Annotated in this window: 23 protein-coding genes; 1 reads left to right on the top strand and 22 read right to left on the bottom strand. The window is 43.9% G+C overall.

All coding sequences use genetic code 11. From position 1 onward, the window contains the following. Positions 1 to 16: 16 nt before the first annotated feature. The 8 genes from RUMAL_RS00120 to RUMAL_RS00080 form a co-directional block, all read right to left on the bottom strand. On the bottom strand, positions 17 to 1,237 hold the full coding sequence (locus RUMAL_RS00120) for a glycoside hydrolase family 5 protein (protein ID WP_013496786.1): 1,221 nt from the start codon (positions 1,235 to 1,237) through the stop codon (positions 17 to 19). Positions 1,238 to 1,367: 130 nt separating this feature from the next. Further along, complete coding sequence (locus RUMAL_RS00115; protein ID WP_013496785.1) at positions 1,368 to 2,054, bottom strand: PHP domain-containing protein; 687 nt, start codon at positions 2,052 to 2,054, stop codon at positions 1,368 to 1,370. A gap of 49 nt (positions 2,055 to 2,103) precedes the next feature. Beyond that, positions 2,104 to 3,036, bottom strand: coding sequence for a hypothetical protein (locus tag RUMAL_RS00110; protein WP_013496784.1), 933 nt, complete (start codon positions 3,034 to 3,036; stop codon positions 2,104 to 2,106). Between the two features lie 23 nt (positions 3,037 to 3,059). Then, positions 3,060 to 4,229 carry a cellobiose 2-epimerase gene (locus tag RUMAL_RS00105; protein WP_013496783.1) on the bottom strand — a complete coding sequence of 390 codons (1,170 nt, stop codon included), beginning with the start codon at positions 4,227 to 4,229 and terminating at the stop codon, positions 3,060 to 3,062. Between the two features lie 260 nt (positions 4,230 to 4,489). Beyond that, positions 4,490 to 5,347, bottom strand: coding sequence for a shikimate dehydrogenase family protein (locus RUMAL_RS00100; RefSeq protein WP_037305241.1), 858 nt, complete (start codon positions 5,345 to 5,347; stop codon positions 4,490 to 4,492). An 87-nt stretch (positions 5,348 to 5,434) separates the two neighbouring features. Then, complete coding sequence (secA, locus tag RUMAL_RS00095; RefSeq protein WP_013496781.1) at positions 5,435 to 8,083, bottom strand: preprotein translocase subunit SecA; 2,649 nt, start codon at positions 8,081 to 8,083, stop codon at positions 5,435 to 5,437. A 114-nt stretch (positions 8,084 to 8,197) separates the two neighbouring features. Beyond that, on the bottom strand, positions 8,198 to 9,112 hold the full coding sequence (locus RUMAL_RS00090) for a ParB/RepB/Spo0J family partition protein (RefSeq protein WP_013496780.1): 915 nt from the start codon (positions 9,110 to 9,112) through the stop codon (positions 8,198 to 8,200). Positions 9,113 to 9,419: 307 nt separating this feature from the next. Beyond that, on the bottom strand, positions 9,420 to 10,199 hold the full coding sequence (locus RUMAL_RS00080) for a ParA family protein (RefSeq protein WP_013496779.1): 780 nt from the start codon (positions 10,197 to 10,199) through the stop codon (positions 9,420 to 9,422). Between the two features lie 414 nt (positions 10,200 to 10,613). Here RUMAL_RS00080 and RUMAL_RS00075 point away from each other — a divergent pair, with 414 nt between their 5' ends. Further along, positions 10,614 to 11,480 (top strand): ParB/RepB/Spo0J family partition protein, encoded by an 867-nt coding sequence (locus RUMAL_RS00075; RefSeq protein ID WP_013496778.1) that lies wholly within the window; start codon positions 10,614 to 10,616, stop codon positions 11,478 to 11,480. Positions 11,481 to 11,885: 405 nt separating this feature from the next. Here RUMAL_RS00075 and RUMAL_RS20405 read toward each other — a convergent pair whose 3' ends face one another. From RUMAL_RS20405 to dnaA, 14 genes are all read right to left on the bottom strand, one after another. After that, on the bottom strand, positions 11,886 to 12,395 hold the full coding sequence (locus RUMAL_RS20405; RefSeq protein ID WP_157865465.1) for a helix-turn-helix domain-containing protein: 510 nt from the start codon (positions 12,393 to 12,395) through the stop codon (positions 11,886 to 11,888). Beyond that, positions 12,358 to 12,654 carry a hypothetical protein gene (locus RUMAL_RS21580; RefSeq protein ID WP_050793244.1) on the bottom strand — a complete coding sequence of 99 codons (297 nt, stop codon included), beginning with the start codon at positions 12,652 to 12,654 and terminating at the stop codon, positions 12,358 to 12,360. The genes RUMAL_RS20405 and RUMAL_RS21580 overlap by 38 nt, the downstream gene beginning before the upstream one ends. Before the next feature lie 62 nt (positions 12,655 to 12,716). Then, positions 12,717 to 13,472, bottom strand: coding sequence for a zinc ribbon domain-containing protein (locus RUMAL_RS22650; RefSeq protein ID WP_013496777.1), 756 nt, complete (start codon positions 13,470 to 13,472; stop codon positions 12,717 to 12,719). A 505-nt stretch (positions 13,473 to 13,977) separates the two neighbouring features. Further along, positions 13,978 to 16,488 (bottom strand): DNA gyrase subunit A, encoded by a 2,511-nt coding sequence (gene gyrA / locus RUMAL_RS00055; protein WP_013496776.1) that lies wholly within the window; start codon positions 16,486 to 16,488, stop codon positions 13,978 to 13,980. Positions 16,489 to 16,607: 119 nt separating this feature from the next. Further along, positions 16,608 to 17,192 carry a DUF6709 family protein gene (locus tag RUMAL_RS00050; protein ID WP_013496775.1) on the bottom strand — a complete coding sequence of 195 codons (585 nt, stop codon included), beginning with the start codon at positions 17,190 to 17,192 and terminating at the stop codon, positions 16,608 to 16,610. Continuing rightward, complete coding sequence (locus RUMAL_RS00045) at positions 17,193 to 17,897, bottom strand: hypothetical protein (RefSeq protein ID WP_013496774.1); 705 nt, start codon at positions 17,895 to 17,897, stop codon at positions 17,193 to 17,195. A 24-nt stretch (positions 17,898 to 17,921) separates the two neighbouring features. Next, a complete protein-coding gene (gyrB, locus tag RUMAL_RS00040; protein WP_013496773.1) occupies positions 17,922 to 19,910 on the bottom strand; it encodes a DNA topoisomerase (ATP-hydrolyzing) subunit B in 1,989 nt (662 codons plus the stop codon). 3 nt (positions 19,911 to 19,913) lie between these two features. Continuing rightward, positions 19,914 to 20,180 carry an extracellular matrix regulator RemB gene (gene remB / locus RUMAL_RS00035; protein WP_013496772.1) on the bottom strand — a complete coding sequence of 89 codons (267 nt, stop codon included), beginning with the start codon at positions 20,178 to 20,180 and terminating at the stop codon, positions 19,914 to 19,916. Between the two features lie 21 nt (positions 20,181 to 20,201). Next, complete coding sequence (locus tag RUMAL_RS00030; RefSeq protein ID WP_013496771.1) at positions 20,202 to 20,549, bottom strand: hypothetical protein; 348 nt, start codon at positions 20,547 to 20,549, stop codon at positions 20,202 to 20,204. A 61-nt stretch (positions 20,550 to 20,610) separates the two neighbouring features. Next, positions 20,611 to 20,919 carry a hypothetical protein gene (locus RUMAL_RS00025; RefSeq protein ID WP_013496770.1) on the bottom strand — a complete coding sequence of 103 codons (309 nt, stop codon included), beginning with the start codon at positions 20,917 to 20,919 and terminating at the stop codon, positions 20,611 to 20,613. A gap of 29 nt (positions 20,920 to 20,948) precedes the next feature. Continuing rightward, complete coding sequence (gene recF, locus RUMAL_RS00020; RefSeq protein WP_013496769.1) at positions 20,949 to 22,079, bottom strand: DNA replication/repair protein RecF; 1,131 nt, start codon at positions 22,077 to 22,079, stop codon at positions 20,949 to 20,951. Continuing rightward, complete coding sequence (locus RUMAL_RS00015; protein WP_013496768.1) at positions 22,079 to 22,303, bottom strand: RNA-binding S4 domain-containing protein; 225 nt, start codon at positions 22,301 to 22,303, stop codon at positions 22,079 to 22,081. Before RUMAL_RS00015 ends, recF begins: the two co-directional genes overlap by 1 nt. 21 nt (positions 22,304 to 22,324) lie before the next feature. Then, positions 22,325 to 23,431 (bottom strand): DNA polymerase III subunit beta, encoded by a 1,107-nt coding sequence (dnaN, locus tag RUMAL_RS00010; protein WP_013496767.1) that lies wholly within the window; start codon positions 23,429 to 23,431, stop codon positions 22,325 to 22,327. A 485-nt stretch (positions 23,432 to 23,916) separates the two neighbouring features. Next, entirely contained in the window at positions 23,917 to 25,296 is a 1,380-nt protein-coding gene (gene dnaA, locus RUMAL_RS00005; RefSeq protein WP_013496766.1) for a chromosomal replication initiator protein DnaA, read from the bottom strand. Positions 25,297 to 25,302: the final 6 nt, after the last annotated feature.

Below are 25,302 nucleotides of genomic sequence, written 5' to 3'. Positions count from 1 at the left end.
TATATCCTTAACTGTATCATTCAGCCGATGCCGGATCCTTCTCGGCATAAGTCTTGAAAGTCTCTATCAGATCAGGGAAATACCATTCCAGATCAGCACGGTTCATCAGACCGAAATTCTCTCCGTTACCGATGCGTGCATAGTTATCCCACCATACACAGGGTATATCGTACTTTGCCGCAGCTGCAAGGTAATCCTCCAGACATTTTACTCTGTCCTCGGTATTTTCCTTGTTCATCGTACCGAATTCGCCTACTATAACAGGTATGCCCTTGCTTATGAAAAGCTCGTTGAGATGCTCAAACAGCTCAGGTATAGCTGTATCCTCAGGGTCATACTTATCCGTACCCTTTGTATCCAGTGCAAATGAGTAAGGCAGGTATGCGTGTACCGAGATTATCAGCTTGTCACTGTCCTCGGGAAGTTCAATAGCAGAAAGATTGTTGTATGCGCTCGATGCAGCATAGCCTGTTATCATCAGGCATCTGTCACCATTGTTTCCGCCGGATGCTCTTACTGTTTCAACGAATGCTTTTTCGTACTCGTTTATTATCTCTCTCGCTTCGGATGTACCTGTCCATTCAGCGCCCTCTCCGCGAAGTCTGGGTTCGTTGAGTCCTTCAAATATCAGATGCTCGTCATACCCCTTGAAACGGTCGGCTATCTGTGCCCATACAGCTTTGATCTCCTCAATATCGCCGTCCTTCTCGCTGGGCTTGGGCATATACCATTCCTCGTGATGTGTGTTCAGTATAACATAAAGTCCATTATCTATGCCGTAGTTTACTATCTCCTGAACTCTGTCCATCCACGCAGGATCAATGGTGTACTTATCGTCGATAATATGGTTGCCCCAGCTTACGGGGATACGAAGCACATTGAATCCTGCTTCGGGCAGCATATCTATCATGTACTTGTTTGTGGTAACCTTTAAAGGAAGCCAGCTAACCTCCGATCCGAGACCCTCACCTGTAGCATCCATAGTATTTCCGAGATTCCAGCCGTTGGTCATCTTTGCTACCAGGTCCTTTGCCGAAGTCACTGTCATCGTATCGTTTGTATGTGTCTGAGAAACAGGTACATTCTCTGTCTCGCTCTCATCAGCAGCACTGTTCTCAACTGCTGTCGAAGATTTCTTGTCTGCCTTTGAACTATCTTCCTTGTTGCCGCAGGCTGTCATAACACTTAAACTCAGCACAGCTGCTGCTATCATAGCACCTATTTTTTTGCTGTTCATAAAACATCCTCCTTCTTCTTGCTTACCGGAATATATCCATCTCATGTATATATTCCGGTAAGCATTATTTCCGCCGCTTACTTTTTAAAATGTATATACCCCAAAATGTTCCACGTAGAACATTTGTATATCAAAGCCGTTCCTTCGGATACAGCGGTATTACCCTGCCTGAAAAAAATGCACCCGCATAATCCTCAGCACATTCAAACCTCACCTCACTGATAATGCCGGCAAGTCTTTCACTTGGCTTATCAAGATGGTGATTGTCCGTTCCTGCCGTCATACGAAAACCGTACTGCTTTGCATACCACTCAGCACGCTCGTTGTATACTTCCTTCGAGTTGCCGCTGTTGTATACCTCAACACCGTCCACCCACTTTGGCAGAAGCTTTATCTCACGAAGATAGTCTGCCTCACGGAAAGGATGCGCGTGTATCAGCAGTGCGCCCTCTGCCCTTGCATCATAACAGAACTGATAAAAATCCCTGTCACAGTCAGGATGTGCCAGCAGCCACCTCTTATCAAGACCGTATACCAGTATATCCGCCCCCTGATAAGTGTACTCTATACCGAAGAATACTTTCAATCCTATCCTGTCGCCCTCTGCCTTGGCATTTTCATACCCCTTGCAGTAAAGCATTACTTTCTCATCCCATGAGATATCTCTCGGAACAGTGGTATTAGAATTGAAAAAGTGGTCGGTAACAAATATACCGTTGTATCCCTCTGCTTTATAACGTCTTGCCTGTTCTGCGCCCGTTGCCGATGCGCAGGCGGAAGTTTCCGCAGTGTGCAGATGTGTTTCGTACTTGTACATTTTTATTTGCCTTTCTATGGTATGCCCTTGGATTTTGATATGTTGTTCATTATGCGCCCGTATGATTATATTCCTTTTTATGGAAGATATACAGTGCCGCATAAAGTATTGTCAGCCCTGCGTATATACAAACCGATACCGCGCCTATCTCAGCTTCGCTCATCAGCATGAGATCCCACCAGAAGAAGAACAGACCGTTTATCAGTTTCAGCCTGTCGGTGAATCTCACCAGCGCCTTGCTGTCTTTTTTCATCGCCCTTACCGATATGACTTCCAGCACAGCCAGTATAGCTATAACAACAGCAGATGGAACAAGAAGCAGCCATTTTGCAAGATAAGCGTCAAAGTTGGCAAAATATGCCAGTCCGTGATACTGATCTGTAACGTCATCATTGGGAAGTCTTTCCCATATGAATATCAGCAGTATAACGGAAAACCCCGTTATAAGCCACGCGGCTATCCTGCATGAACGGTGAAAAGTTCCTGTGCCCTTTGCAGGTTCGTTTTTCTTACGGAATTTGACTGCGGTGACTATCTCAGCGATTATCCCGACAGCTCCCGCTATGAACGCCGCGCTTATGAGTACGAGAGCGATATTGCCCAGCGCCCTCTGATGTGATACCGCCATCGTCCATTCAAGGAAAGTCAGGGTTACCAGCAAAGCTATGACATCTATTGTAAGCATTATCTCAGCCTTGAATAGCCTTTCGCCCTTTTCGCTGATATTAAGTCCTGTGTTTTTCCTGCCGATCAGCCACCCCGAAAAAGCCGCAATTCCTATGGTGATGCCGCTCATCAGGTGGGGATAAAATCCGTAGACCTTAGAGGCGTATACATCGAACTCCTGATCGGAACCGAAATGTATACCCGGTTCATCGGGCAGACTTCCCCACTTTGTAAGGTAATATATCAGGCTTCCGCCAAGTATAAAAATGCACAAAGTAATTAGTGTGCGGTGAAGCAGTTTGACTGCTTTTTCCATGTAGTTCTCCTTTCGGAAGAATATCAGATATCTACTCCGCGTGTGATGACTTCCATACACATTCTGCCGTTATGATAAGGACACTTCCAGGGACCGACCGTTTCCTTATAGTCGTGAGGAGTATGGTCAAAGGTGACCTCGGAATACCATTCACCGCCCTCACGCTTGTCTATGATGTACTCCTTGATATTCTCCCATACGCTCTTTGCAGATTCAAGGAACTTTTCATCGCCGCTGTGCTGATAAGCATTTATGAATCCCACAACAGCCTCAGCCTGTACCCACCATACGCGGGTCTTGTCTATCTCGTTCTTGTCGCGCTCATTGTTCAGCGCACCGTCCTCAAGAGCTATATCCTGTATATTATGGGATATCTTCAGGTCCATTTCAGCGAACTGCTTTTTCAGATCCTCATCGCCCAGTACATCGCAGGCTCTGTCCATAAGCCATGTGGCTTCAATGTCATGCCCGTAGGAATGTATATCTCCGACCAGATTGAAAGCTGTATCAAAGAATACCTTCAGCGCATTTGTATCGGGGGTATATACTATATCCCTCATCTGTCCCAGCTGGAACTTCAGCCTGTCAGCTACCTTCTCGTTACCGTCTGCCTTGTACAGCTCGGTATACGCTTCAATAAGGTGAAGTATAGCATTCATGGTCTTGTCAGCCTTCAGACCGTTCTCGCTGAGCGCCTCATTATCCACAAGCCTCCACTGCCTGTCAAAAGCTTCGCGGTAGCCGTACTCATCAAGAGTATTCTTTTCTATGTCCTCAAAAAGCCTGTATGCCAGCGCGAGAGCTTCCTTGTCACCGCTCGCTCTGTAATAGCTTGACAGCGCATATATAGCAAAAGCGATATTGTAAGTATGCTTCATGGTATCCGCAGGCTTGCCCTCAAAGTCCATCATCCAGTATACTCCACCGTATTCATAGTCGATGCAGTTGTTCTTTATGAACTCATAAGCGTGCTTTGCATTGTCAAGAAGCTCATCACCGCCCAGTGTCATATAAGCGTTTGAATAGAACCACAGTATCCTCGAATGCAGTATAACACCCTTATCTGCCTTCTTGTCAAGTTCCAGCCCGTAGCTGAGGTATCCGTAGAATCCCCCGTTCTCATCATCGCGCAGCTTGTTCCAGAATGGTATAATGTGATCTGTCAGTTCCTGTCTTATCTCACTTATCATCATATCCATACACTCCTTTTTTACCCATTTTCCTTTTTTTCCCTTATTCATATCCGAATATATATATCCCTCAATTATATATGTGCAACTATAAGAGGGTCATAAAAAAACTATATATTCTGTTGCTATAATTATACACCAAAAAAAAGTGCTTTTCAAGTAGATAACAAATAATTTACTATTGTAAACGAATTCTTTTTTTGAAAAGAACCAGTCATACATAAAAAATACCCCGATGCACTTTTGCACATCGGGATATAATATTACTTGCCTATGGGAAAATCCTTTTCTACCTGCAGCTCCATCTCCTCGATGATAGCCTGGACCTCACTGTCAGTATAGGTATCGCTGTCCCATATCTCGTGGGCTTTAACAGCCTGCCATACCAGCATAGCCATTCCGCCTGCGGCTTTTTTGCCAAGAGCTCTCGCCTTTCTGATAAGTACAGTTTCACGGGGATTGTATATAACATCGAATACAGCCTTGCTAGCCTCTATAACCTCATCACTCACAGGGCAGCCCTCGACCCTGGGATACATTCCCACAGGGCAGGCATTCATAAGCAGGTCATAGCTTACGGATGTATCTATCTCAGTATTCTTTACTATAGTCACCTTAGCATCAGACTTCATGGCAATTATTTCCTTTTTAGCCTGTTCTGCCAGAGGTATATCACTTTCCAGTACAGCAATCACAAGGTCAGCACCTGCCAGCGCCGCTTCTATCGCCATCATTCTGCCTACACCGCCGCAGCCGATAAGCAGTACCTTTCCTCCAAGGTCAGCACCCATAGCCCTTATTGTCGCAAGAAAACCGTCGCAGTCCGTATTATAGCCTGTGTGCACGCCATCCTTGTTGTCTACGCAGTTTACTGAATTGTATCTCTTAGCTGAATCAGCCAGCTTGTCGCAATAAGGTATAATACCGATTTTATGGGGTATGGTTATATTGAATCCGGCGAGAGCTTTAAGATACTCCGCATGACCCTCCAGTGCCTCGGGAGGCAGCTCGATTATCTCATAAGTGAATTCCCTGTTTTTCAGTTCAAATAACCTCCGGTGTATCGGCGGTGACATGGTGTGCTTCAGACTTTCGCCAAGCAGTGCGTATTTTCTTTCCATCGCTCTTTTCTCCTTTTGATAATCATTTATATCCGAAAACAGGACGGTCATATTGCCGTCCTGTTCATAAGCTTTCAGTATATCAGTTTAATTCTTCTCGCGCTTGCGGAGGGTCATATTATGATGATTCTCCATTGGCTTGAGAACTTCCTGTCTCTGAGGAGCTATCTGCTGTCTTACCTTTATGGTGAACAGCATCCTTACAGTATCCTCACGGATAGATTCGATCATTGCATCGAACATATCCATACCTTCCATACGGTACTCAACAACAGGGTTCTTCTGACCGTAGCTTCTCAGACCGATACCCTTCTTCAGCTCTTCCATATCGTCGATATGATCCATCCACTTGGTATCAACTACCTTCAGCAGACAAACTCTCTCGATCTCATGCAGAAGCTCTTCGCCCAGTTCACGCTCTCTGTCATCATAAAGCTTCTCAGCTCTTTCCTGGAGAGTATTTACGATATCCTCGCGTGTCAGTTCGTCCATTTCCTCAGCGGTATAGTTGAAATCATCCTCTGTGGTGAACAGACCATTGAGTCTTTCTTTCAGACCAACAAGGTTCCAGTCATCAGCGATATCGCCCTGAACGTACATATTTACAGAATCATCAACGAAATCCTTTATCATGTGTACGATATACTCATGCAGATCCTCACCGTCGAGCACCATCTGACGCTGACTGTAGATTATCTCACGCTGAGTATTCATAACGTCATCGTAGTTGAGGACGTTCTTTCTTATATTGAAGTTTCTGCCCTCGATCTTCTTCTGTGAAGATTCGATAACGCTGGAAAGCATTCTTGACTGTATGGGAGTATGCTCGTCAACATTCAGTGTATCCATCATACCTGTGATACGGTCACCGCCGAATATTCTCATCAGGTCATCTTCAAGTGAGAGGAAGAATGTGCTCTCGCCGGGGTCACCCTGACGTCCCGAACGTCCTCTCAGCTGGTTGTCGATACGTCTTGACTCATGTCTTTCAGTACCGATGATGTACAGACCGCCGGCTTCTCTTACCTTTTCAGCCTTTTCCTTTACTTCTTCATCGAACTTCTTGTAAAGCTCTCTGTACTTCTTTCTTGCAGTGAGGATCTCCTCATCATCAGTATTTGAATAGCTTGCTGCCTCAACAGCCTGCTCCTCGGTATAGCCCTCTTTCTGGAGTGCTGCCAGTGACAGATACTCAGCGTTACCGCCCAGTGTGATATCCGTACCACGTCCTGCCATGTTGGTAGCGATAGTAACAGCACCGAACTTACCTGCCTGTGCAACTATCATAGCTTCTCTGTCATGGTATTTAGCGTTGAGCACGTTATGCTGAACGCCCTTCTTCTTCAGCAGCTTTGAAAGGTACTCAGACTTCTCGATAGATACAGTACCTACCAGTACAGGCTGACCTTTCTCGTGGCATTCAACTATCTTATCGATAACAGCATCGAACTTACCTGCCTCGGTCTTGTATACCACATCGGGATGGTCTTTTCTTATAACAGGTCTGTTGGTGGGTATCTCGATAACGTCCAGCTTGTATATCTCCCTGAACTCATCTTCCTCAGTCAGCGCAGTACCTGTCATACCCGACAGCTTGTTGTAAAGTCTGAAATAGTTCTGATATGTTATGGTAGCGATGGTCTTGGATTCTCTCTTGACCTCAACGCCTTCCTTAGCCTCGATAGCCTGATGCAGACCGTCATTGAAACGTCTGCCGTCCATAACACGTCCTGTAAATTCGTCAACGATGAGTACCTCACCGTCACGAACGATATAGTCAACGCCCTCTTTCATAACGCCGTTAGCTTTCAGCGCCTGATTGATGTGATGCGCGAGGGTCATATTTTCAGCATCCATAAGGTTGTCAACATGGAAAGCCTTTTCAGCCTTCTTGACACCGCTCTTGGTGATAGTTGCTGTCTTTGCCTTTTCGTCGATGATATAGTCACCGTCGAGAGTATCGTTATCTATCTTGTCATCCATTTCGATAACGGTAACAGGCTTCAGTGTCTTGGCGAACTTATCAGCCAGACCGTAAAGCTCGGTGGACTTATCGCCCTGACCCGAGATTATAAGAGGAGTTCTCGCTTCGTCTATCAGTATGGAGTCCACCTCGTCCACAATAGCGAAAGCGTGCTCTCTCTGCACCTTGTCCTTCTTGTATATTACCATGTTGTCACGCAGATAATCGAAGCCCAGTTCTGAGTTCGTACCGTATGTGATATCACAGTTGTAAGCCACTCTCTTAGCAGACTTATCCATGCCTGAAAGTACACAGCCTATAGAGGTATTGAGGAAGTTGAATACCTTTCCCATTTCCTCTGACTGGAATTTGGCCAGATAGTCATTAACAGTAACAACGTGTACGCCCTTGCCTGTAAGTGAGTTTGAATACGCTGCAAGACAAGCGACCAGAGTTTTACCTTCACCGGTCTTCATCTCAGCGATACGTCCCTGATGAAGAACGATAGCACCGATTATCTGAACGGGATAAGGCTTTTTGCCCAGTACTCTCCACGCAGCCTCACGGCATACAGCCAGTGCATCGGGCAGAACATCATCAAGACCCGAGGCATCATCCACCTTGCTCTTCAGCAGTGCGGTCTGTTCACCCAGTTCGGTATCGGACATAGCCGCATACTTCTCCTCGAGTTCCAGCACCTTATTTTTGATAGGTTCGATCTTGGCAAGCTCCTTTTTGGAGTAATTGCCGAACAGTTTGTCAAGTAATCCCATTATCTAGCCACCTTTTTATTGTACAGTAAAGATCATCTTTATGATATTGATATAAATAGACTATTATATTATACATTAAATCCCACAAAAAGTCAATACCTTACAGAAGTATTTTTATTCATCTGTCAAAAGAACTGCAAGTTTTGACAACAGTGTTTCCGCATCAACTTCCTTTGGTATCTTTAGTTCCACTTTTACTCCGCCTCCGCGTTCCTCTTTAGCCTTAACGTTGTAATCCGATACCGCGTTTACGGACATCATGAACTCATACAGAAAAGGTCTGTCCTTTTTGATCGAGTTTTTGCGTATACTTGCCTTTTCATCATCTGATCTCTTGGTTTCAGACAGTGCCAGCTTCTTTATCTCGTCCTCAAGCTGCCTTACGGACAATCCTTCACTGATGATACGTTCTGCTAATATACACTGTTTATCGTCGTCAACACCGGAAAGTACCTTGGCATGACCCACTGACAACTCACCATTATCCACCATATCTCTTACAGTTGCTGTAAGTTCCAGCAGTCTCAGAGAATTGGCAACAGCCGAACGCGACTTGCCTACCGACTCAGCCACCTGCTGCTGAGTCATATTATAGGTATCCATAAGGTTTTTATAAGCCTTTGCCTCTTCCACAGGTGAAAGATCCTGTCTTTGTATATTCTCGATAAGTGCCATCTGCATGGTCTGCTTATCATCAAGTTCCTTTATATATACGGGCACCTCAGTAAGACCTGCCAGCCTTGATGCCCTCCATCTGCGTTCACCTGCAACTATCTGATAGCCGCCGTTATCCAGAGGTCTTGCAAGTATTGGCTGAAGTACGCCGTTTTCCTTTATGCTGTCAGCCAGTTCAGAAAGCTTATCATCATCAAACAGGCTTCTTGGCTGATCCTTATTCGGTTCAAGCAGTGTGATCTTCACCATAGCCACACTATCATTACTCTCCTGTTCGCTTGATACTGTTTCGGGCTGAGTATTTTCAGCAAACAGCATATCAAGTCCGGAACCCATTCTGTTTTTCTTTCCCATGATTAGTCCTTTCTATCTTGCCATGGAGGTAAGCATGAATACCGCCAAAGCCATATATCTTATCGGTATATACTTTCTATAAGTGTGAATATTCCAGGATCTGCATCATTTTATATAGTGTGCTGTATCCTGACCTGATGATCTTCTGCTGGAATAATATATTGTCTCCTTGGTATCGGAAACTTTACTGTCATTACTTTTCATGTCATTCAACAAATTGTTCCACGTGGAACAATTTATGATCTTATGCTCCTGCAGAGAAAATATTTCATCAAGCAAAAATGTTCCACGTGGAACATTTTTATATTCACTTTGCTTTACGCTTTTTGTCACGTTTCAGCATTTCCTTAGCCAGTTCTTCGTAAGCCTTTGATCCCTTTGCCTTTTTATCATAGTATATAGCAGGCTGACCAAAGCTGGGTGCTTCGGATAAAGCAACATTTCTCGGGATAGAAGTTGTAAATACTTCCTTTGGAAAATGCTTTTTGACTTCACTGACTATCTGTCCTGTGATCTTATACCTGTCAACACACATGGTAAACAGTATACCCTCTATGACGAGTGACTTATTCCATGCCTGTTTTACTCTGTCGATCGTGCTGTGCAGTTCGACAAGTCCTTCAAGTGAGAGAAATTCGCACTGAAGTGGTATGAGTACCGAGTCAGCAGCTACAAGTGCATTTATTGTCAGCATATCAAGTGTAGGCGGACAATCTATAAAAATATGATCATAGAAATTACGAGCTTCGGACAGCTTTTCTTTCAGCTGTGATGCTCTGTTTTCCATTGACATAAGCTGTACGGATGCGCCTGCAAGTTCCTGAGTTGTAGGTACAACAGATACGCCCCTGAAAGCAGTAGCACACACAGCTTCAAAAAGTGAACAATCACCCATGAGTACATCATAAATGGTATTGCGTATGCTCCTTTTCTGGATACCGTAGCTTGTGGTAGTGTTACCCTGAGGGTCAAAATCTATAATAAGGACCTTCTCGCCCCTTGCGCCGAATACAGCGGCAAGGTTGCAGACAGTAGTGGATTTTCCAACGCCGCCCTTCTGGTTAGAAACGGCAATTATCTTACCCATAATATCTCCCCTTTTCAAATGTTTCGTACTTTTTTATTATACAACATTTTTTACGATTTGAAAACCCCTTTTTTAAAATTTCTGCATTTTGCACGTAATCATTTTTCTGAATTTTCTATGTGGAACAATTTTTCTTTTCTGATAAGTTATAAAATGTTCCACGTGGAACATTTTTGTTCGGAATGATATTCTAAACAGACAAAATATAAATTGTTCCACGTGGAACATTTCTGTTTGCTACACTTTTTTATCTTTCAAAAGCGACAAACATTCCGATAAAAAAGAAGATGTATGTCACTATAAAACATCTGATGAACTAAAACATCTAAAAAAGACGAAGGATATGCCGCATAAAAATATGGAAAATCAGCGGCGGCTATGCTACAATATGGATACTGAAAAGGAGGCATATTAATGAACAAACTAACTGACTTTATAACAAAAGCATTCGTTGAGATACGTGAGGAAACCGTTGAGGAAATACCTGATACCGGAAAACTTCTGGAGATAGGTACGGGAGATATACGTCCGAACCCTTCTCAGCCCCGCAGACATTTTTCACCTGAAGAACTGACATCACTTGCAAAAAGCATAACAGCAAACGGTATAATCCAGCCCCTGACGGTCAGGCAGACCGAAAATGATTTTGAACTGATATCGGGTGAACGCAGATTAAGGGCTGCAAAACTAGCAGGACTGAAAACAGTGCCATGCATACTGATAGAAGCAGACAAAAAAAGATCGGCTGTACTTGCCTTGCTGGAAAATATCCAGCGAAGTGATCTTAACTGTTTTGAGGAAGCAGCAGCCATAAACAAACTTATCGAAAGCGGTGAGATAACACGGGAGAAGATTTCCATAAAACTCGGTATGGCACGTTCCACCATAGCGAACAAGCTTCGTCTGCTGAAGCTGACCGATGAGGAACAACAGCTTATGATCGAAAAAGGACTGACCGAACGCCATGCACGCGCTTTGCTTAGGGTGGCTGATGAAGACCGACGAAAGGAAATACTCGCAAAAACAATAAACGGCAGCTGGACAGTTGATACCCTTGAAAAATATATTGACCGTCTTGAACGTCAGGAGTTGAAAAAGACAAGCTATGAAAAACGCGCTGTAATGTTAAAAGATGTGAGGCTGTTTTTCAACTCAGTGAACAAGGCACTTGAAGTGATGAAGCTGGCAGGAGTCGAGGCAACAGCAAAACGTATCGACAGGGAAGATCACATAGAATACACTATAGTGATAAAAAATACTGCAGATGAAAAATCCGTCTGACTTTTCAACTTTGATATGCTGACGGTGTTGAAAAGTCGGCTGCTAATATCTGATGCTCGCATAGTGGGGTAATCGGTCGGGAAAAAAACAAGCGGAGGTATTTTTCTCCGCTTGGATAGTTAGTTTTCAACTTTGGTATGCTGATGGTGTTGAAAAGTCGGCTCTTAATATCTGATACTCGCATGGTTGAGAAGTCAGTCTGGATAAAAAACAAGCTGAGGTATTTTTTCTCCGCTTGGATAGTTAGTTTTCAACTTTGGTATGCTGACGATGTTGAAAAGTCGGCTCTTAATATCTGATACTCGCATGGTTGAGAAGTCAGTCGAGATAAAAAACAAGCGGAGGTATTTTTCTCCGCTTGGATAGTTAGTTTTCAACATTGATATGCTGACGGTGTTGAAAAATTTACACCACAGAATTATTCTTTCTCCATTCGCTGGGTGAAAGTGTAGTCGCCTGTTTGAACTGCCTTGAAAAATGAACTGCATTTTTATAGCCGCAGGTGAATGCTATATCCTCAACAGTTCTGTCGGTATACGCAAGAAAATGCTTTGCTGATTCAATGCGGCTGTTGATAACATCTGCGTTGCAGGTAATACCAAAGGCTTTTTTATATAACAGATGAAGATACGGTTCACTGACACTTATCAGTTGAGCCATTTTTTCAACGCTCCAATCTTCGCTGGGCTGGGCATATATCCTGCGGCGAAGATCCAGGAGCTCGCGGTAATGAACGATACCCGATTCTTCCTGTTTGCCGTTTTCGGAAAATACTTCTGTAAGCAGTGCCTTTATAAGGAACCCTGCGGTCTGAAGATTATTTCGTCTGTAGTAGCAATCGGCTATCAGCCTGAAATAGCTGGCAACATCAATGGATTCACCTATATATGGGCATATCGAACTTGATATCAACACCCGAAGATATATCCTCACTGCATTCAAACTGTATCCAGTCATTGATATACTCATCATCACAGGCTTTATAGTATTGTGGTGAATTCTTATCATATATTATAAAGGTATTCGGTTCAACATTTATAGTGACACCATTTATCACAAACACAGCCTTGGTCTTGACAAACAGCATCAGGTGACCCTCATAGCCGCGGGGCTGATCCAGTACGAAATTTCCATCATGTCTGCAGCTGCAGCCCATACGGTTGATATAAAACATTTACTTCCTCCTTGAAATGAAAATCGGAGCATTTTCATGCTCCGATAATTGTTCTGCGATCATCAGAATATATCATCAGTAACAGTGATAACAGCTGCGTTCTTCTTTGCGCTGTCATCCTTTTTCTTGAATATCTGCTCTGGGAACAGTACAAAAATGTCCACAAGTATCACGGCTATTATCAGGATAATAAGTATCAGGGGAGCGAAGCTCTTTTTACCCGGTTTTACTCCGTTCTGTGGAACGTTGTTTATGGGCGCATTATTTATCGGCACATTATTCTGTGGAAACTGATTCTGGGGCTGCATCGGCTGCTGGTACTGATTTGTCTGCTGGAACTGGTTCTGGGGCTGTACCGGCTGCTGATACTGATTTGTCTGCTGGAACTGATTCTGAGGTATCGGCGCAGGTGCGGGAGTCGGTATTGGTGCAGGAGCAGGTGCAGGCTTAGCAGTCTGTACGGACTTGGGTGCAGGTTCCTGACCGGGCATGAATATGCTGTCCATAGTAGGCATATCAGCCTTATTGGGCTCCTCATTCTGGAGCATATCATCGGTTATAACAGGTATCTCAACAGCATCCATGGTAGGATTTTTAAGAGCCTCCTGCTGTTTTGCAAGTTCCTCGGCAGCGGTGGTATCCTGTGATTCGTTTACAGGTGTTCCGCAAATATTACATACCTTTGTATTTTCAAGCAAAGTATTTCCGCATACGGGGCAGACCTTCTGCTTTATTGAAACGGGCAGCTTGCATCCGCAGGTGTTGCAGAAAGCCTGACCTTCCTCATAGGGAAAATTACATTTGGGACAATTCGGCATAATTGTTCTCCTTTCGTCACTACCTATTTATATATAACGTTTGTAACAATTCAGACATTTATATACAATAATATAATACCTCATTTTTATATTTTTGTCAAGCACTATTTTACCTTTTCTATAATCAATTTACCCATCAATTTCCTTTTGCGGTATGTTGGCTTTCTGTACAGAACGTTTGCGGGGATCACTGGGGAAAACCTTTCTGAAGAAAGGTTGTTCCCAAGCATCACAAAGTCATGCCGGACTCCTTTCCAAAGACTTTTGCCTCTTTTTGGCAGGGAGCAGACATATTAATAAAGAAAGCGCAGTACGATAACATACTGCGCTTTTATTAGTGTAGCTGCCCCCTGCCAAAAAGAAATAGAAGTTTTAGGAAAGGGAGTCAACATCAGCAAAGCTGACGTTTAGGGAATAACCCTTTTTCAAAAGGGTTTTCACCCAATAATATCCACAAACGTTCTGAATAAACAACCAACATATCACAGGCGGATATTGTCGGGCATCAATCCTCAGCTACTGTATCTTCTTCGAGGACTTCTGCTTTTTCTTCTTCCTGGGCTTTGAGGATATCTTCCTCGCTTGCCTTTTCGACCTCAGCTATCTCGGCTTCGTCGTCGTGTTCTGTTCTGGTGAATGTTACGACCTTATTTTCGCCTGCAACCTTCATCAGTCTTACGCCGCGGGAATATCTGCCCATGACGCTGATATCGCAGGCACGGAGTCTGATAACTATACCGTCGGAGGATATCATGATGATATCGTCCTCTTCATCGACTACCTTTATGCCGCATACTTCGCCGTTCTTATAGTTCAGTACACCGTGACCGCCTCTGTGACGGATAGGATAGTTTTCAAGTGCCACACGTCTGCCGAGACCTGTCTCGCTGACTGTCAGGACTGTTGCACCCTCACGGATACGTGCCATTGATACAACGTAGTCACCCTCACGGAGTTTTATCGCTCTTACGCCGTGGGCTGTTCTGGACATTACCCTGACATCGTTCTCGCTGATACGTATAGCCATACCGTTATGGGTAGCTATCAGCAGTTCGTTCTGACCGCCTGTAAGTCTTACGCCTGCAATCTCGTCGCCCTCGTCAAGACCGATAGCGATAAGACCGTTCTTGCGGACGTTCTTATAAGCGGAGAGAGGAGTCCTCTTGATTTTGCCCCTCTTGGTGACCATTACGATATACTTATCATCGTCAAAATCCTCGACCTTTATCATAGCTGCGATGAGGTTATCATCGGAAAGTTCGAGAAGATTCTTGATATTCACGCCGCGTGAAGCCTTTGAGCCCTCGGGGAGTTCATAGCACTTCATCTTATAGGCGATACCCTTTGTGGTGATAAAGAGTATATTATCGTGGGATGAGCAAACGCTCATTTCGGTGATGCAGTCATCCTCACGCTGCTTCATGCCTGTAACGCCCTTGCCGCCGCGGTTCTGCGCCTTATACACGCTTATTGGCATACGCTTGATATATCCAACATTGGTATAAGTAACGACGCTTTCCTCAACGGGGATAAGATCTTCGATATCAACTTCGCCGCTGACGTTCTCGATCTGGGTACGTCTTTCATCACCGAATTTTTCCTGTATAGCTTCAACTTCCTCGATGATGATATCGAACACTCTCTGCTCATTTGCGAGGATATCTTCCAGATCTGCAACTGTAGCGGTTATCTCAGCCAGTTCATCGATGATCTTCTGACGCTCCATACCTGTGAGTCTGCCGAGGGTCATCTGAGCGATATGGTCTGCCTGAACATCTGTAAGACCGAAACGGGTACAGAGTTTCTGCTTAGCTTCGGGGATGCTCTTTGAGTTCTTCATTATCTCGATAACTTCATCTATATTATCGAGGGCGATAACAAGACCCTGCAGGATGTGCTCGCGTTCCTTGGCTTTTTTCAGGTCGAACTCGGTCCTTCTGCGTATAACGCTTACCTGGAAATCTATATACTCCTGAAGTATCTGCTTTAAGGTAAGTATCTTTGGTATACCGTTCACCAGTGCCAGCAGTATAACACCTACGCTGTCCTGAAGCTGGGTATAGCTGAAGAGTTTATTCAATACCACCTGGGGATTTGCGTCCTTTTTCAGTTCGATGACGATACGCATACCGTCACGGCTGGTTTCATCGCGGAGGTCGTGGATACCCTCAACGCGCTTATCCTTAACAAGACCTGCTATGGATTCAACAAGCTTTGCCTTATTGACCATATAGGGTATCTCGGTAACAACGATACAGTTTCTGCCCTTGATCTCCTCAATGGATGTCTTGGAACGGAGGGTTATCTTGCCTCTGCCTGTGCCGTAAGCGGCTCTGATACCGCTTCTGCCCATTATGATACCGCCGGTAGGGAAGTCGGGTCCCTTGATAGCCTGCATAAGTTCATCGAGGGTACAATCGGGGTTCTGTATAACTATCTTCATGCCCTCGATAACTTCATGGAGGTTATGAGGGGGTATATTAGTAGCCATACCAACTGCGATACCAACCGCGCCGTTACAGAGTATATTCGGGAAACGGGAGGGAAGTACACAAGGTTCCTGCAATCTGTCATCGTAGTTTGACTGGAAATCTACCGTATCCTTCTTGATATCGGTGAGCATATTAACAGCCATTTTAGCCATTTTAGCTTCGGTATAACGGTAAGCAGCAGGCGGGTCGCCGTCCACTGAACCGAAGTTTCCGTGACCGTCAACCAGAGGATATCTCAGTGAAAAGCTCTGTGCAAGTCTTACCAGTGCATCGTACACGGAAGCGTCACCGTGAGGGTGATATCTACCCAGCACAGAACCTACGGTATCGGCGCACTTACGGTATGCCTGATCGGGAGTAAGTCCGTTCTCATGCATTGTATATAATATTCTTCTGTGAACAGGCTTCAAGCCGTCTCTTACATCAGGAAGTGCTCTTGATACGATAACAGCCATGGAATACTGAAGGAATGATTCCTTCATTATGCTTTCCACGTCCTGATTTAAAAGATTATATTCGTCCACTATATCAGCTCCTCTTTTATTTTCGGTCGCTCGCAAGCTCGCTGCCATTTGCGGGGGACTTTCATTTTGTTTACGAAATAGATAATGCTGAAGTCACTACAGAATAGATGACTTTGCTATTATCTTTTTTTCTTGATAAACGTTACCAGACAAAATACGCCAAGCGCGATTGCGAAAATGCATAAAGCAATCTGTGAAAATCTTGTCTTTGTAGAATCTATAACAAATTCTGTAAGAACTACATCGCCTTCGATATTGCTGCAGCTATTTTTAAGATATTGAGATGCATCATAATTTACGATGGTATCCAAAGATCCCACAACAGTTACGCTTTCTGTCTGCCCGTTGACAACTCTGTTGAACTCTTTTATCTTATTCTTGTTATTCACCTTAGCGGAAAATATCAGCCCTTTTCCGTCATACTCGTCCATCATGGCATATAACTGACTTTTTGACGGTGTCGGGATTATGCCGTTGATATAGGTCTGAAGTTCGCAATAATTGCCGATAGGATATTCGCAGGTATAGCTTACAAATTCACCCTGCGGAAGTTCCTCGCCGTTTTTCAGCACCTCATTGAGGTCAACGGTTTTTCCCAGGAATATAAAGCTTGCATAATGTACTGCCAGAAATACTCCCATCAACACAAACACTATACCGATAAGCAGTAAGGCTATACCTCTGTTTTTTATTCTGTTTCTCATTTAGTTCTCACTTACCTCATAATCCTCGCCCAGGACTTCTTTCAGCTTATCTCTCAGAAGTGTCTGATCCTTTTCTTTTATCACGCGCTTTGAGAGTACATAGATAGTCTCTTTTCTGAGGATGATTATGAAAAGTCTTGCATTCTCAATTATGTTCAGTGAGATATCTTCAAACCTGACGATACGTGGCTTTACGGGAACGAAGTCCTCTGCCTGCATCTCTTCCTCGGTGAATACTGTTTCTATCTTGAAGCAGTCATCATAGAGGGTGAAGCGGTATTTATCGTCTTCAAGGGAAGCAAGTGCTTTCATCAGATATTTTTTTATGCGGAATGTATTGAACCATGTGGTGAATATCATCACAAGGCACACAAAGCACAGCACCCAATTGAGGTACACGCCGGGATCCCTTGCTATGGATATCATAAACATGATCGCCACCACTGAGAAAAGTGCTGTAACTATCCAGTTGCGCTTATACACATACTTTTTCTGGAAAACAGTGAAAGCTTCTTCCTCTTCTTCGTTTTTGATATTATACTCAAAGCCTGTAAGAGGTTCGCCTGCGGGGACGAATTCCTTTTCCTCAGCGGTATTGGGAATATCCTCTTCTTTCTTATCGAGGACATCCCTCTCATAGAATCTTTCGACCTTTTCCACTGTTTCTTCGGTATTACCGCCGTTTTTGGATATATCTATTTCCATTGGGTACGCTCCTGTCCGATATATTTATACGTCAAGATCCTTGACATACTCAGCGTTCTTCTCGATGAATTCCTTACGGGGACCGACTTTGTCGCCCATAAGTATGGTGAATATCTCGTCCGCTTTGACAGCGTCCTCCATAGTTACCTTTATCATCGTTCTGCGCTCTGGATCCATAGTGGTCTCCCAAAGCTGTTCGGGATCCATCTCACCAAGACCCTTATATCTCTGGACAGCGACTTTCAGTTTGCCGCCGTCGGATAATTCGTCAATATACTTATCTCTTTCTTCATCGGTGAAAGCATATCTTACTTTCTTGTTTCTTTCCACCTTGAAAAGGGGAGGCTGAGCGATGAATACGTGTTCCTCCTCGATAAGGGGACGCATGAAACGGAAGAAGAAAGTCAGCAGAAGTGTACGGATATGAGAACCGTCCACATCGGCATCCGCCATGATTATGACTTTGCCGTATCTCAGCTTGCTGATATCAAAATCATCACCGATAGAGGTACCGAGTGCTGTAACTACGGGCATGAGCTTTTCGTTGCCGTATACCTTGTCGATACGGGCTTTTTCGACGTTGAGCATCTTGCCCCAGAGGGGGAGTATAGCCTGATAGCGTCTGTCACGACCCTCTTTTGCGGAACCGCCCGCAGAATCTCCCTCGACGATATATATCTCGGTCATGGACATATCTCTCTCGGAACAGTCAGCCAGCTTACCGGGCAGTGAAGCGGATTCAAGAACGGACTTTCTTCTTGTCAGTTCTCTTGCACGCTTTGCAGCTTCTCTTGCCTTCTGTGCCTGTATTGACTTATCAAATATAGCCTTTGCAACTGCGGGATTTTCCTCCAGATAATTGCGTAGCTTTTCTTTCAGCATCTTATCGACGAAGGGTCTTACCTCGGGATTACCGAGTCTTCCCTTTGTCTGACCTTCAAACTCACAGTTTGTCAGCTTGACTGAAACTATAGCTGTCAGACCCTCACGGCAATCCTCGCCCATAAGAGCGTCGTCATTATCCTTGATGAGATTATGCGCCTTTCCGTAATCGTTTAAGATCTTAGTCAGTGCTGACTTGAATGCCATCTCATGTGAACCGCCGTCGGGGGTATGGATATTATTGGCAAACGAGAGTATTATCTCGTTATAGGTATCGTTATACTGCAGTGCTATCTCAGCGAACATATCATCCTCAACGCCGTTGATATATATAACGTCCTCGGAGAGGGGCTCAACACCTCTGGTCTTATGGATATGTTCAACGAACTGACGGATACCGCCCTCATAGTGAAGAACTTCGCTTATAGGCTTTTCGGCATTTCTCAGGTCTGAAAAGACTATCTTTATGCCTGCATTCAGGAAAGCCTGCTCACGCAGTCTTTTCAGCAGTATCTCATAATCGAAGGTAGTAGTTTCCTGGAATATCTCGGGATCGGGCTTGAATTTTACTTCGGTGCCTGTTTTATCGGTCTCGCCTATGATCTTCAGGGGCTCGCTGTAATGACCTCTGTCAAAACGCTGGAAATGAACGTTCTTGCCGTCATATACTGTGAGTTCGAGATATTCGGACAGAGCGTTAACAACCGACGCACCAACGCCGTGAAGACCGCCTGCTACCTTATATCCTCCGCCTCCGCCGAACTTACCGCCTGCATGGAGAACAGTATAAACAACGGTAGCCGCAGAAATGCCCTCTTTCGGGTGGATGCCTGTGGGTATGCCTCGTCCGTTATCAACTACCCTGATAACATCCCCGGGAAGGATATCAACTATTATCTCGGTACAATAGCCTGCAAGTGCTTCGTCGATAGCGTTGTCAACTATCTCGTAAACAAGGTGATGCAGACCCTTTGGTCCTGTGGAACCGATATACATACCGGGTCTTACACGGACAGGTTCAAGACCTTCCAGTACCTCTATCTGATTTTCGTCGTAGTTGTTGCTTTTGTCGATCTGCGAGATAGACTCGGTATCTACGATCTCGACTTCCTTGATATTATCGTTATCCAAAATTCAATACCTCCGACTTGATTTATATCTCTTCAGCAGGGTAGCGCAGCTCAGCTGGCTTATATATACCCTTTCCTCAAGAGTTTTATCATCAAAGCACACAACGAAGCTTTTCGGGAGCTCGTATGTGCAGTAGGTGACGTGTTTATTTTTTTCGGCACTGCCGAGATAATCTCTTGTTATAGCTGAAGTCGAGCTGTTTTCAAGATCAAATATCCCGACTATATTTTTGCTGTTGACCATAAAATCATTACCTATATGAAGATACATATCCTAACCCCATTACGGTCTTTATCTGTGCCATCTGTGCTGTTCACTGTAAGAAGTGCCCCTGCTCCATTCTCCATGCTGATTTTCATATCCGGATTTCGCGATAAGTCTTAATGGCGCTGTTATTATCTTGATAGTTGTCCAGATAACTGAAAACAGCGTACCGAAATGATCATCGAACCAGAGTCTGAAATTTTCCCACCTGGTATTCACATGGAGTTCGCGGGCTTTTACAGCCCGTATCCTTTGGGCTTCTTCCTCTTTTTTCTTTTCGTATATCTTGCAATAAGGGCAGGTCTTGTATTCATTTGCGGCATACAGATGTCCCTTATCGCACTTTACTACCTGTACTTCTCTGATCTCGTCCATATTGTCTCTCTCTTTTCTTTGGTTACAAACAAATCATTATTTTTTTCTCTGCTATACATGACTATCTGTACAGATCCCAGTAATGTTCATCACGCCAGGGATCATTTTTATAGGGATCATAGCTTTCAAACTTATCGTTCAGGAAAGCACACAAATCCTTGAAGTCTTCTCTGCACTGATCGAACAAATGCTTGAAATTTTCCCATCTGGTATTTATATGAAATTCACGTTCTTTCCCTTTTTTGAGAGCTTCACGTCTTTCAATTATCTTTGCTTCTTCTATGCAGAACGGACAGGTCTTGTGGATATTTCCGGGGTAAAGATGCCCTTTATCGCACTGTACAACATTAACTTCTTTGATCTCGTCCATATCATTCATCTCTTTCTTTTATCACAGGGTCATTTTTTCTTTATCTGACCCTTTTCTATGTTGAATATCTTTCCATGCTGTTTTTCATCAAATGGGATATTCATATCACAGCAGGTTATAAACACCTGCATATCGTGTATTTTTGATATAACGAACTTCTGCCTTGAGGGGTCGAGTTCGCTGAGGACGTCATCGAGGAGGATAACGGGATGATCGTCTATCTCCTCATGGAGGATATACGCCTGCGAAAGCTTCATGATAAGTGCGACTGAACGGTGCTGACCCTGTGAAGCATCCTCTCTCACGGGGGAACCGTTTATCCTGCAGATAAGGTCATCGCGGTGGACACCTTTTTGCGTGAAACCTGCGCGGATATCATCGTCGATATTATTTTTCAGCACATTGAGGTACTGTTCGGTGAGTTCGCCTGTGTATACCGAAGCTGCACCAAGCAGTTTTGTATCATATACCGTGGAATAATAATCTATATCAAGTTCCTCGCTGCCGCCAGATATCTCGGAATACAGCTTTTTGGCGATAGCACAGAGTTTTCGGGTATAATTGAACCTCAGCAGGGATATATAAGCGCCCATCTGGGCAAGCTGGATATCCCACATTTCAAGTTCTTCTCTTCTGCCTCTGCCATAGGAGATATTTTTCAGCAGGGTATTTCTCTGGTCGATAAGCTTTTCATACTTCTCTGTTACAGCGCTGTAGGAATTCTTTATCTGCGATACAGAAAGATCGGCAAATCGTCTTCTGTTATCGGGTGAACCTTTGGAAAGTTCAAGATCTTCGGGGGTAAAGATGACGCAGTTCAGTCCGCCGAAGAGTTTTGACGGGGCTTTCAGCTTAACGCCGTTCAGGAAAACGCTTTTTTCCTTGATATTCGGTTTTGCCATAGCGTATCTTATATCCTGTTCGCGGAAGCTGTTTTTGAACGAAAGGCATATCTCCATGACCTGTTCGTCGTCGCCTATCATGCGTCTGTCCTTGGTGCTGCGGAAACTCCTTGCGCCGCTGCACAGCCATATGGCTTCGATGAGATTGGTCTTGCCCTGGGCATTTTTTCCGCAGAAGATATTTATTTTCTCATGGGGCTTTATCTCGATATTTTTGAGATTCTTGAAGCCGTTCACCGATAGATCCGTAATGAACATTACTTTATCACGAGTTCAGTCTTTATCTCGTCTATCTGTACTTTATCGCCCGGGCGGATCTTTTTGCCGCGCATGGTGCATACTTCACCGTTGACCTTTATGCGTTCTTCAAGGATTATCTCCTTGCCGATTCCGCCTGTTTCTACTATTCCTGCGAATTTTAGCAGGGAATCAAGCTTTATGAATTCGGAAGTTATATTTACTTCTTTCTGTTTATATTCCATATTTTTCCTTTCGGTATATTATTACTCTCTCGGCAGACGTACAGGAAGAACGAGGTAAGTATACTTTTCGCCCTCGCAGGGAACTATCTTCATAGCCAGCAGACTGCCGCCCATCCTGAGTTTTACTTTTTCGTCCTCAATTACTTTAAGGGGATCGAGGAGGTATTTGCACTTGAAGCCTATCTCGATAACGGGACCTGCTATATCAGCGCTGATCTCATCTGAGATCTTGCCGAGTGCGGTAGTACAGTTTATCTTAACGTGGTCGTTCTCAAAGAAACATCTTACAGGAGAAGGAGATCTGTCATTGATGAGCAGCATAGCTCTTTCAAGGGTTGAGATGAGTTCTTTTCTGTCTACGACTACATCGGTATTGGATGAATTCGGTATAGCGGACTTATAGGGGTGGAAGTCACCTTCGAGAAGTCTTGAATATACCATATATCCGCCGATATCAAAGATTATATGCTTTCTTGACGGGTGTATATACACCGTATCGTCTTCGTTATCACTGAGTAGTCCCTGTATCTCGGAGAGAGATTTTGAGGGTACAACGAATTTTATCTGCTCGGCATACTTAACAGGTTCATAGCGTACTGCCATTCTGTAGCCGTCGATAGCAACGAGGGTAAGGGTATTGTTTTCGATATCGAAAAGTTCGCCTTTAAGTATCGGCTTATCTTCGGTGAGTGCCACAGCGAATTTAGTCTGGGCTATCATATTCTTCAGCACAGGCTGGGATATGGGTATCTGGGTCTCGCTGTCCTTCTCGGGGAGTTCGGGATAGTCTTCGGCAGAAGCTGCGAACATATTGAACTTGGTCACGCCTCCGGATATAGTCACCTGGTAGCTGTCGGATATATCTATCAGCACTTCATCAGCCGACATCTTCTTGATCATCTCAGAGAAAAGTCTGGCATTGATTATACAGGATCCTTTATCGTCGCTTCTTACAGATATGACGGTTCTTATACCCATTTCGAGGTTATATCCGGTAAGTTCAAGCAAAGAATCTGCAAGTGAGAACTTTATACCCTCCAGTGAAGGGAGAGTTGATCTTTCGGATACTGCTTTTGATACATTGACTATTGCATCATAAAGCGTCTGCTTGGTACAGATGAATTTCATATTATCGATCCTTTCATTAGGTGATGTTGAACTTTCAACTTATGGTGTAGTGATCTGTTGAGTTTTGTGTGCCAAGATAAACATAAGTTAAGATATATTTGTAGTAGTAGTAGTAGTGTGTGTTGATTTTGTTGGAAAGTCCGGAGAGTGCCTTAAAGACTTTGTTTGGGTGGTGTGTTTTTTTGAGGGCGGCTTGTTGGGAAGCTGTTGGCAAATTTTTATGGTGTTGAATTGTTTAGAAAATGTTGGTTTAAAAGTGAAAAATCGGTTGAAAATTTCTTTTGATAATATCTTTCAACTTTTTGCATTTGAAAACAAAATATCCCGTTTGTGGAAATGTTTGAAAATCTGTCGGATATTGTCAGGATTTCCCTGAAAAGCAAGCCGGTCACAAAAATCAAAATTGTTGAAAAACCTGTTGAAAATGTTGATAACTGTGATATATCTTAATATGTTAATCAGGATACACCAACTGTTGTTATGTATTATTTCTCTTTCAGGTTCTTGATTATATCGTCAACGGTATCCTTCATTTCCTTGTTTGTTTTAAGGAGTTTTGATACGTCACGATAGTGTATGGTCATGGTGGAATGGTTCTTATTGAGGGCATCGCCTATCTGTGTATAAGTCATTCCCTTGACTTCCTTCAATATATATATAGTTATCTTTCTTGCGATAGATATTTTTGAATGCCTGTGATTTGACTTTATATCATCGGGAGTAACATCAAAGGCATTTGCCACCTCGGAGATTATCCTGTCAACGGTTATCTCGGAGGGCTGATTTGATATCATTATCTCCTTTATAACTCGCTGTGCCATGGATATGGAAGGTGACTCGTTGGTATACATTGTAAGAGCCTTTATCTTTTTAACTGTACCTTCAAGCTGACGTATATTGGTCTTCAGCTTTTCTGCTATGAGCCTTACTACGTTATCTGAAAGCTTGAGTCCCAGCAGTTCTGCCTTGCGGTTTATTATAGCCATCCTGGTCTCGAAATCAGGTGCCTGAACATCTGCAAGTACACCAAGGCTGAGTCTTGTTGAAATCCTGTCCTGCAGCTTTGACATCTTTGAGGGCAGTACATCCGATGTGAACACTATCTGTTTACGGGCATTGTACAGCTCGTTGAATGTATGGAAGAATTCGTCCTGCATTCTTTCCTTGCCTGCGATGATCTGTATATCATCGACCAGAAGAAGGTCTGCATTACGGTATTTCTCATGGAAATTTACGGTATCTTTGAATTCGAGGGCTTTTACCAGCTCATTTATGAAGGCTTCACCCGTGGTATAGATTATCTTCAGATCGGGATGATCCTTGCTTACCTTATACTCTATAGCTTTCATAAGGTGAGTTTTTCCAAGACCCGAATCACCGTAGATTATCAGGGGGTTGAATACCTTATCGGGATCAACGTTATCTGAGTTCTTTGCATCATACTTCTCGGCAACGGCTTTGCAGAAAGCGTATGCCAGGCTGTTGGAACTGCCTCTGATAAAATTATCGAAGGTATATACATCGGGATCCTCGGTTATTTCGGGATCCTCTATCCTCAGTTCCTTCTTTTCCTCCTCTTCATCATCGCCCGATACCATTATCTCGACTTTGATAGGGAAGCCCATGACTTCTTCAAAAGCCTTATTGAGCAGATCGCCGTAGGCGGTAAGAGTCTGCTGTTTTACAAAATCGCTCTTCGCCAGCAGGTATGCCACATTATTTTCCATCTTATATGGTTTGAGGACCTGTATCCACATACGGTACCCCGGTTCGCTTATGCGCTTGTCACCCGGGACATCGCTCCCTGTCAGACGATAGCAATACTTCAAGACTTCATCAAAAACATCATTGAATGAGTTTATCAACTCTTA

Origin of the sequence: Ruminococcus albus 7 = DSM 20455 (genome assembly GCF_000179635.2) — a bacterium.
In the GTDB taxonomy this organism is placed as follows: domain Bacteria; phylum Bacillota; class Clostridia; order Oscillospirales; family Ruminococcaceae; genus Hominimerdicola; species Hominimerdicola alba.
The sequence above is the reverse complement of the archived record's forward strand: the minus strand, read 5'-3'. Positions and strand labels throughout refer to the sequence as shown.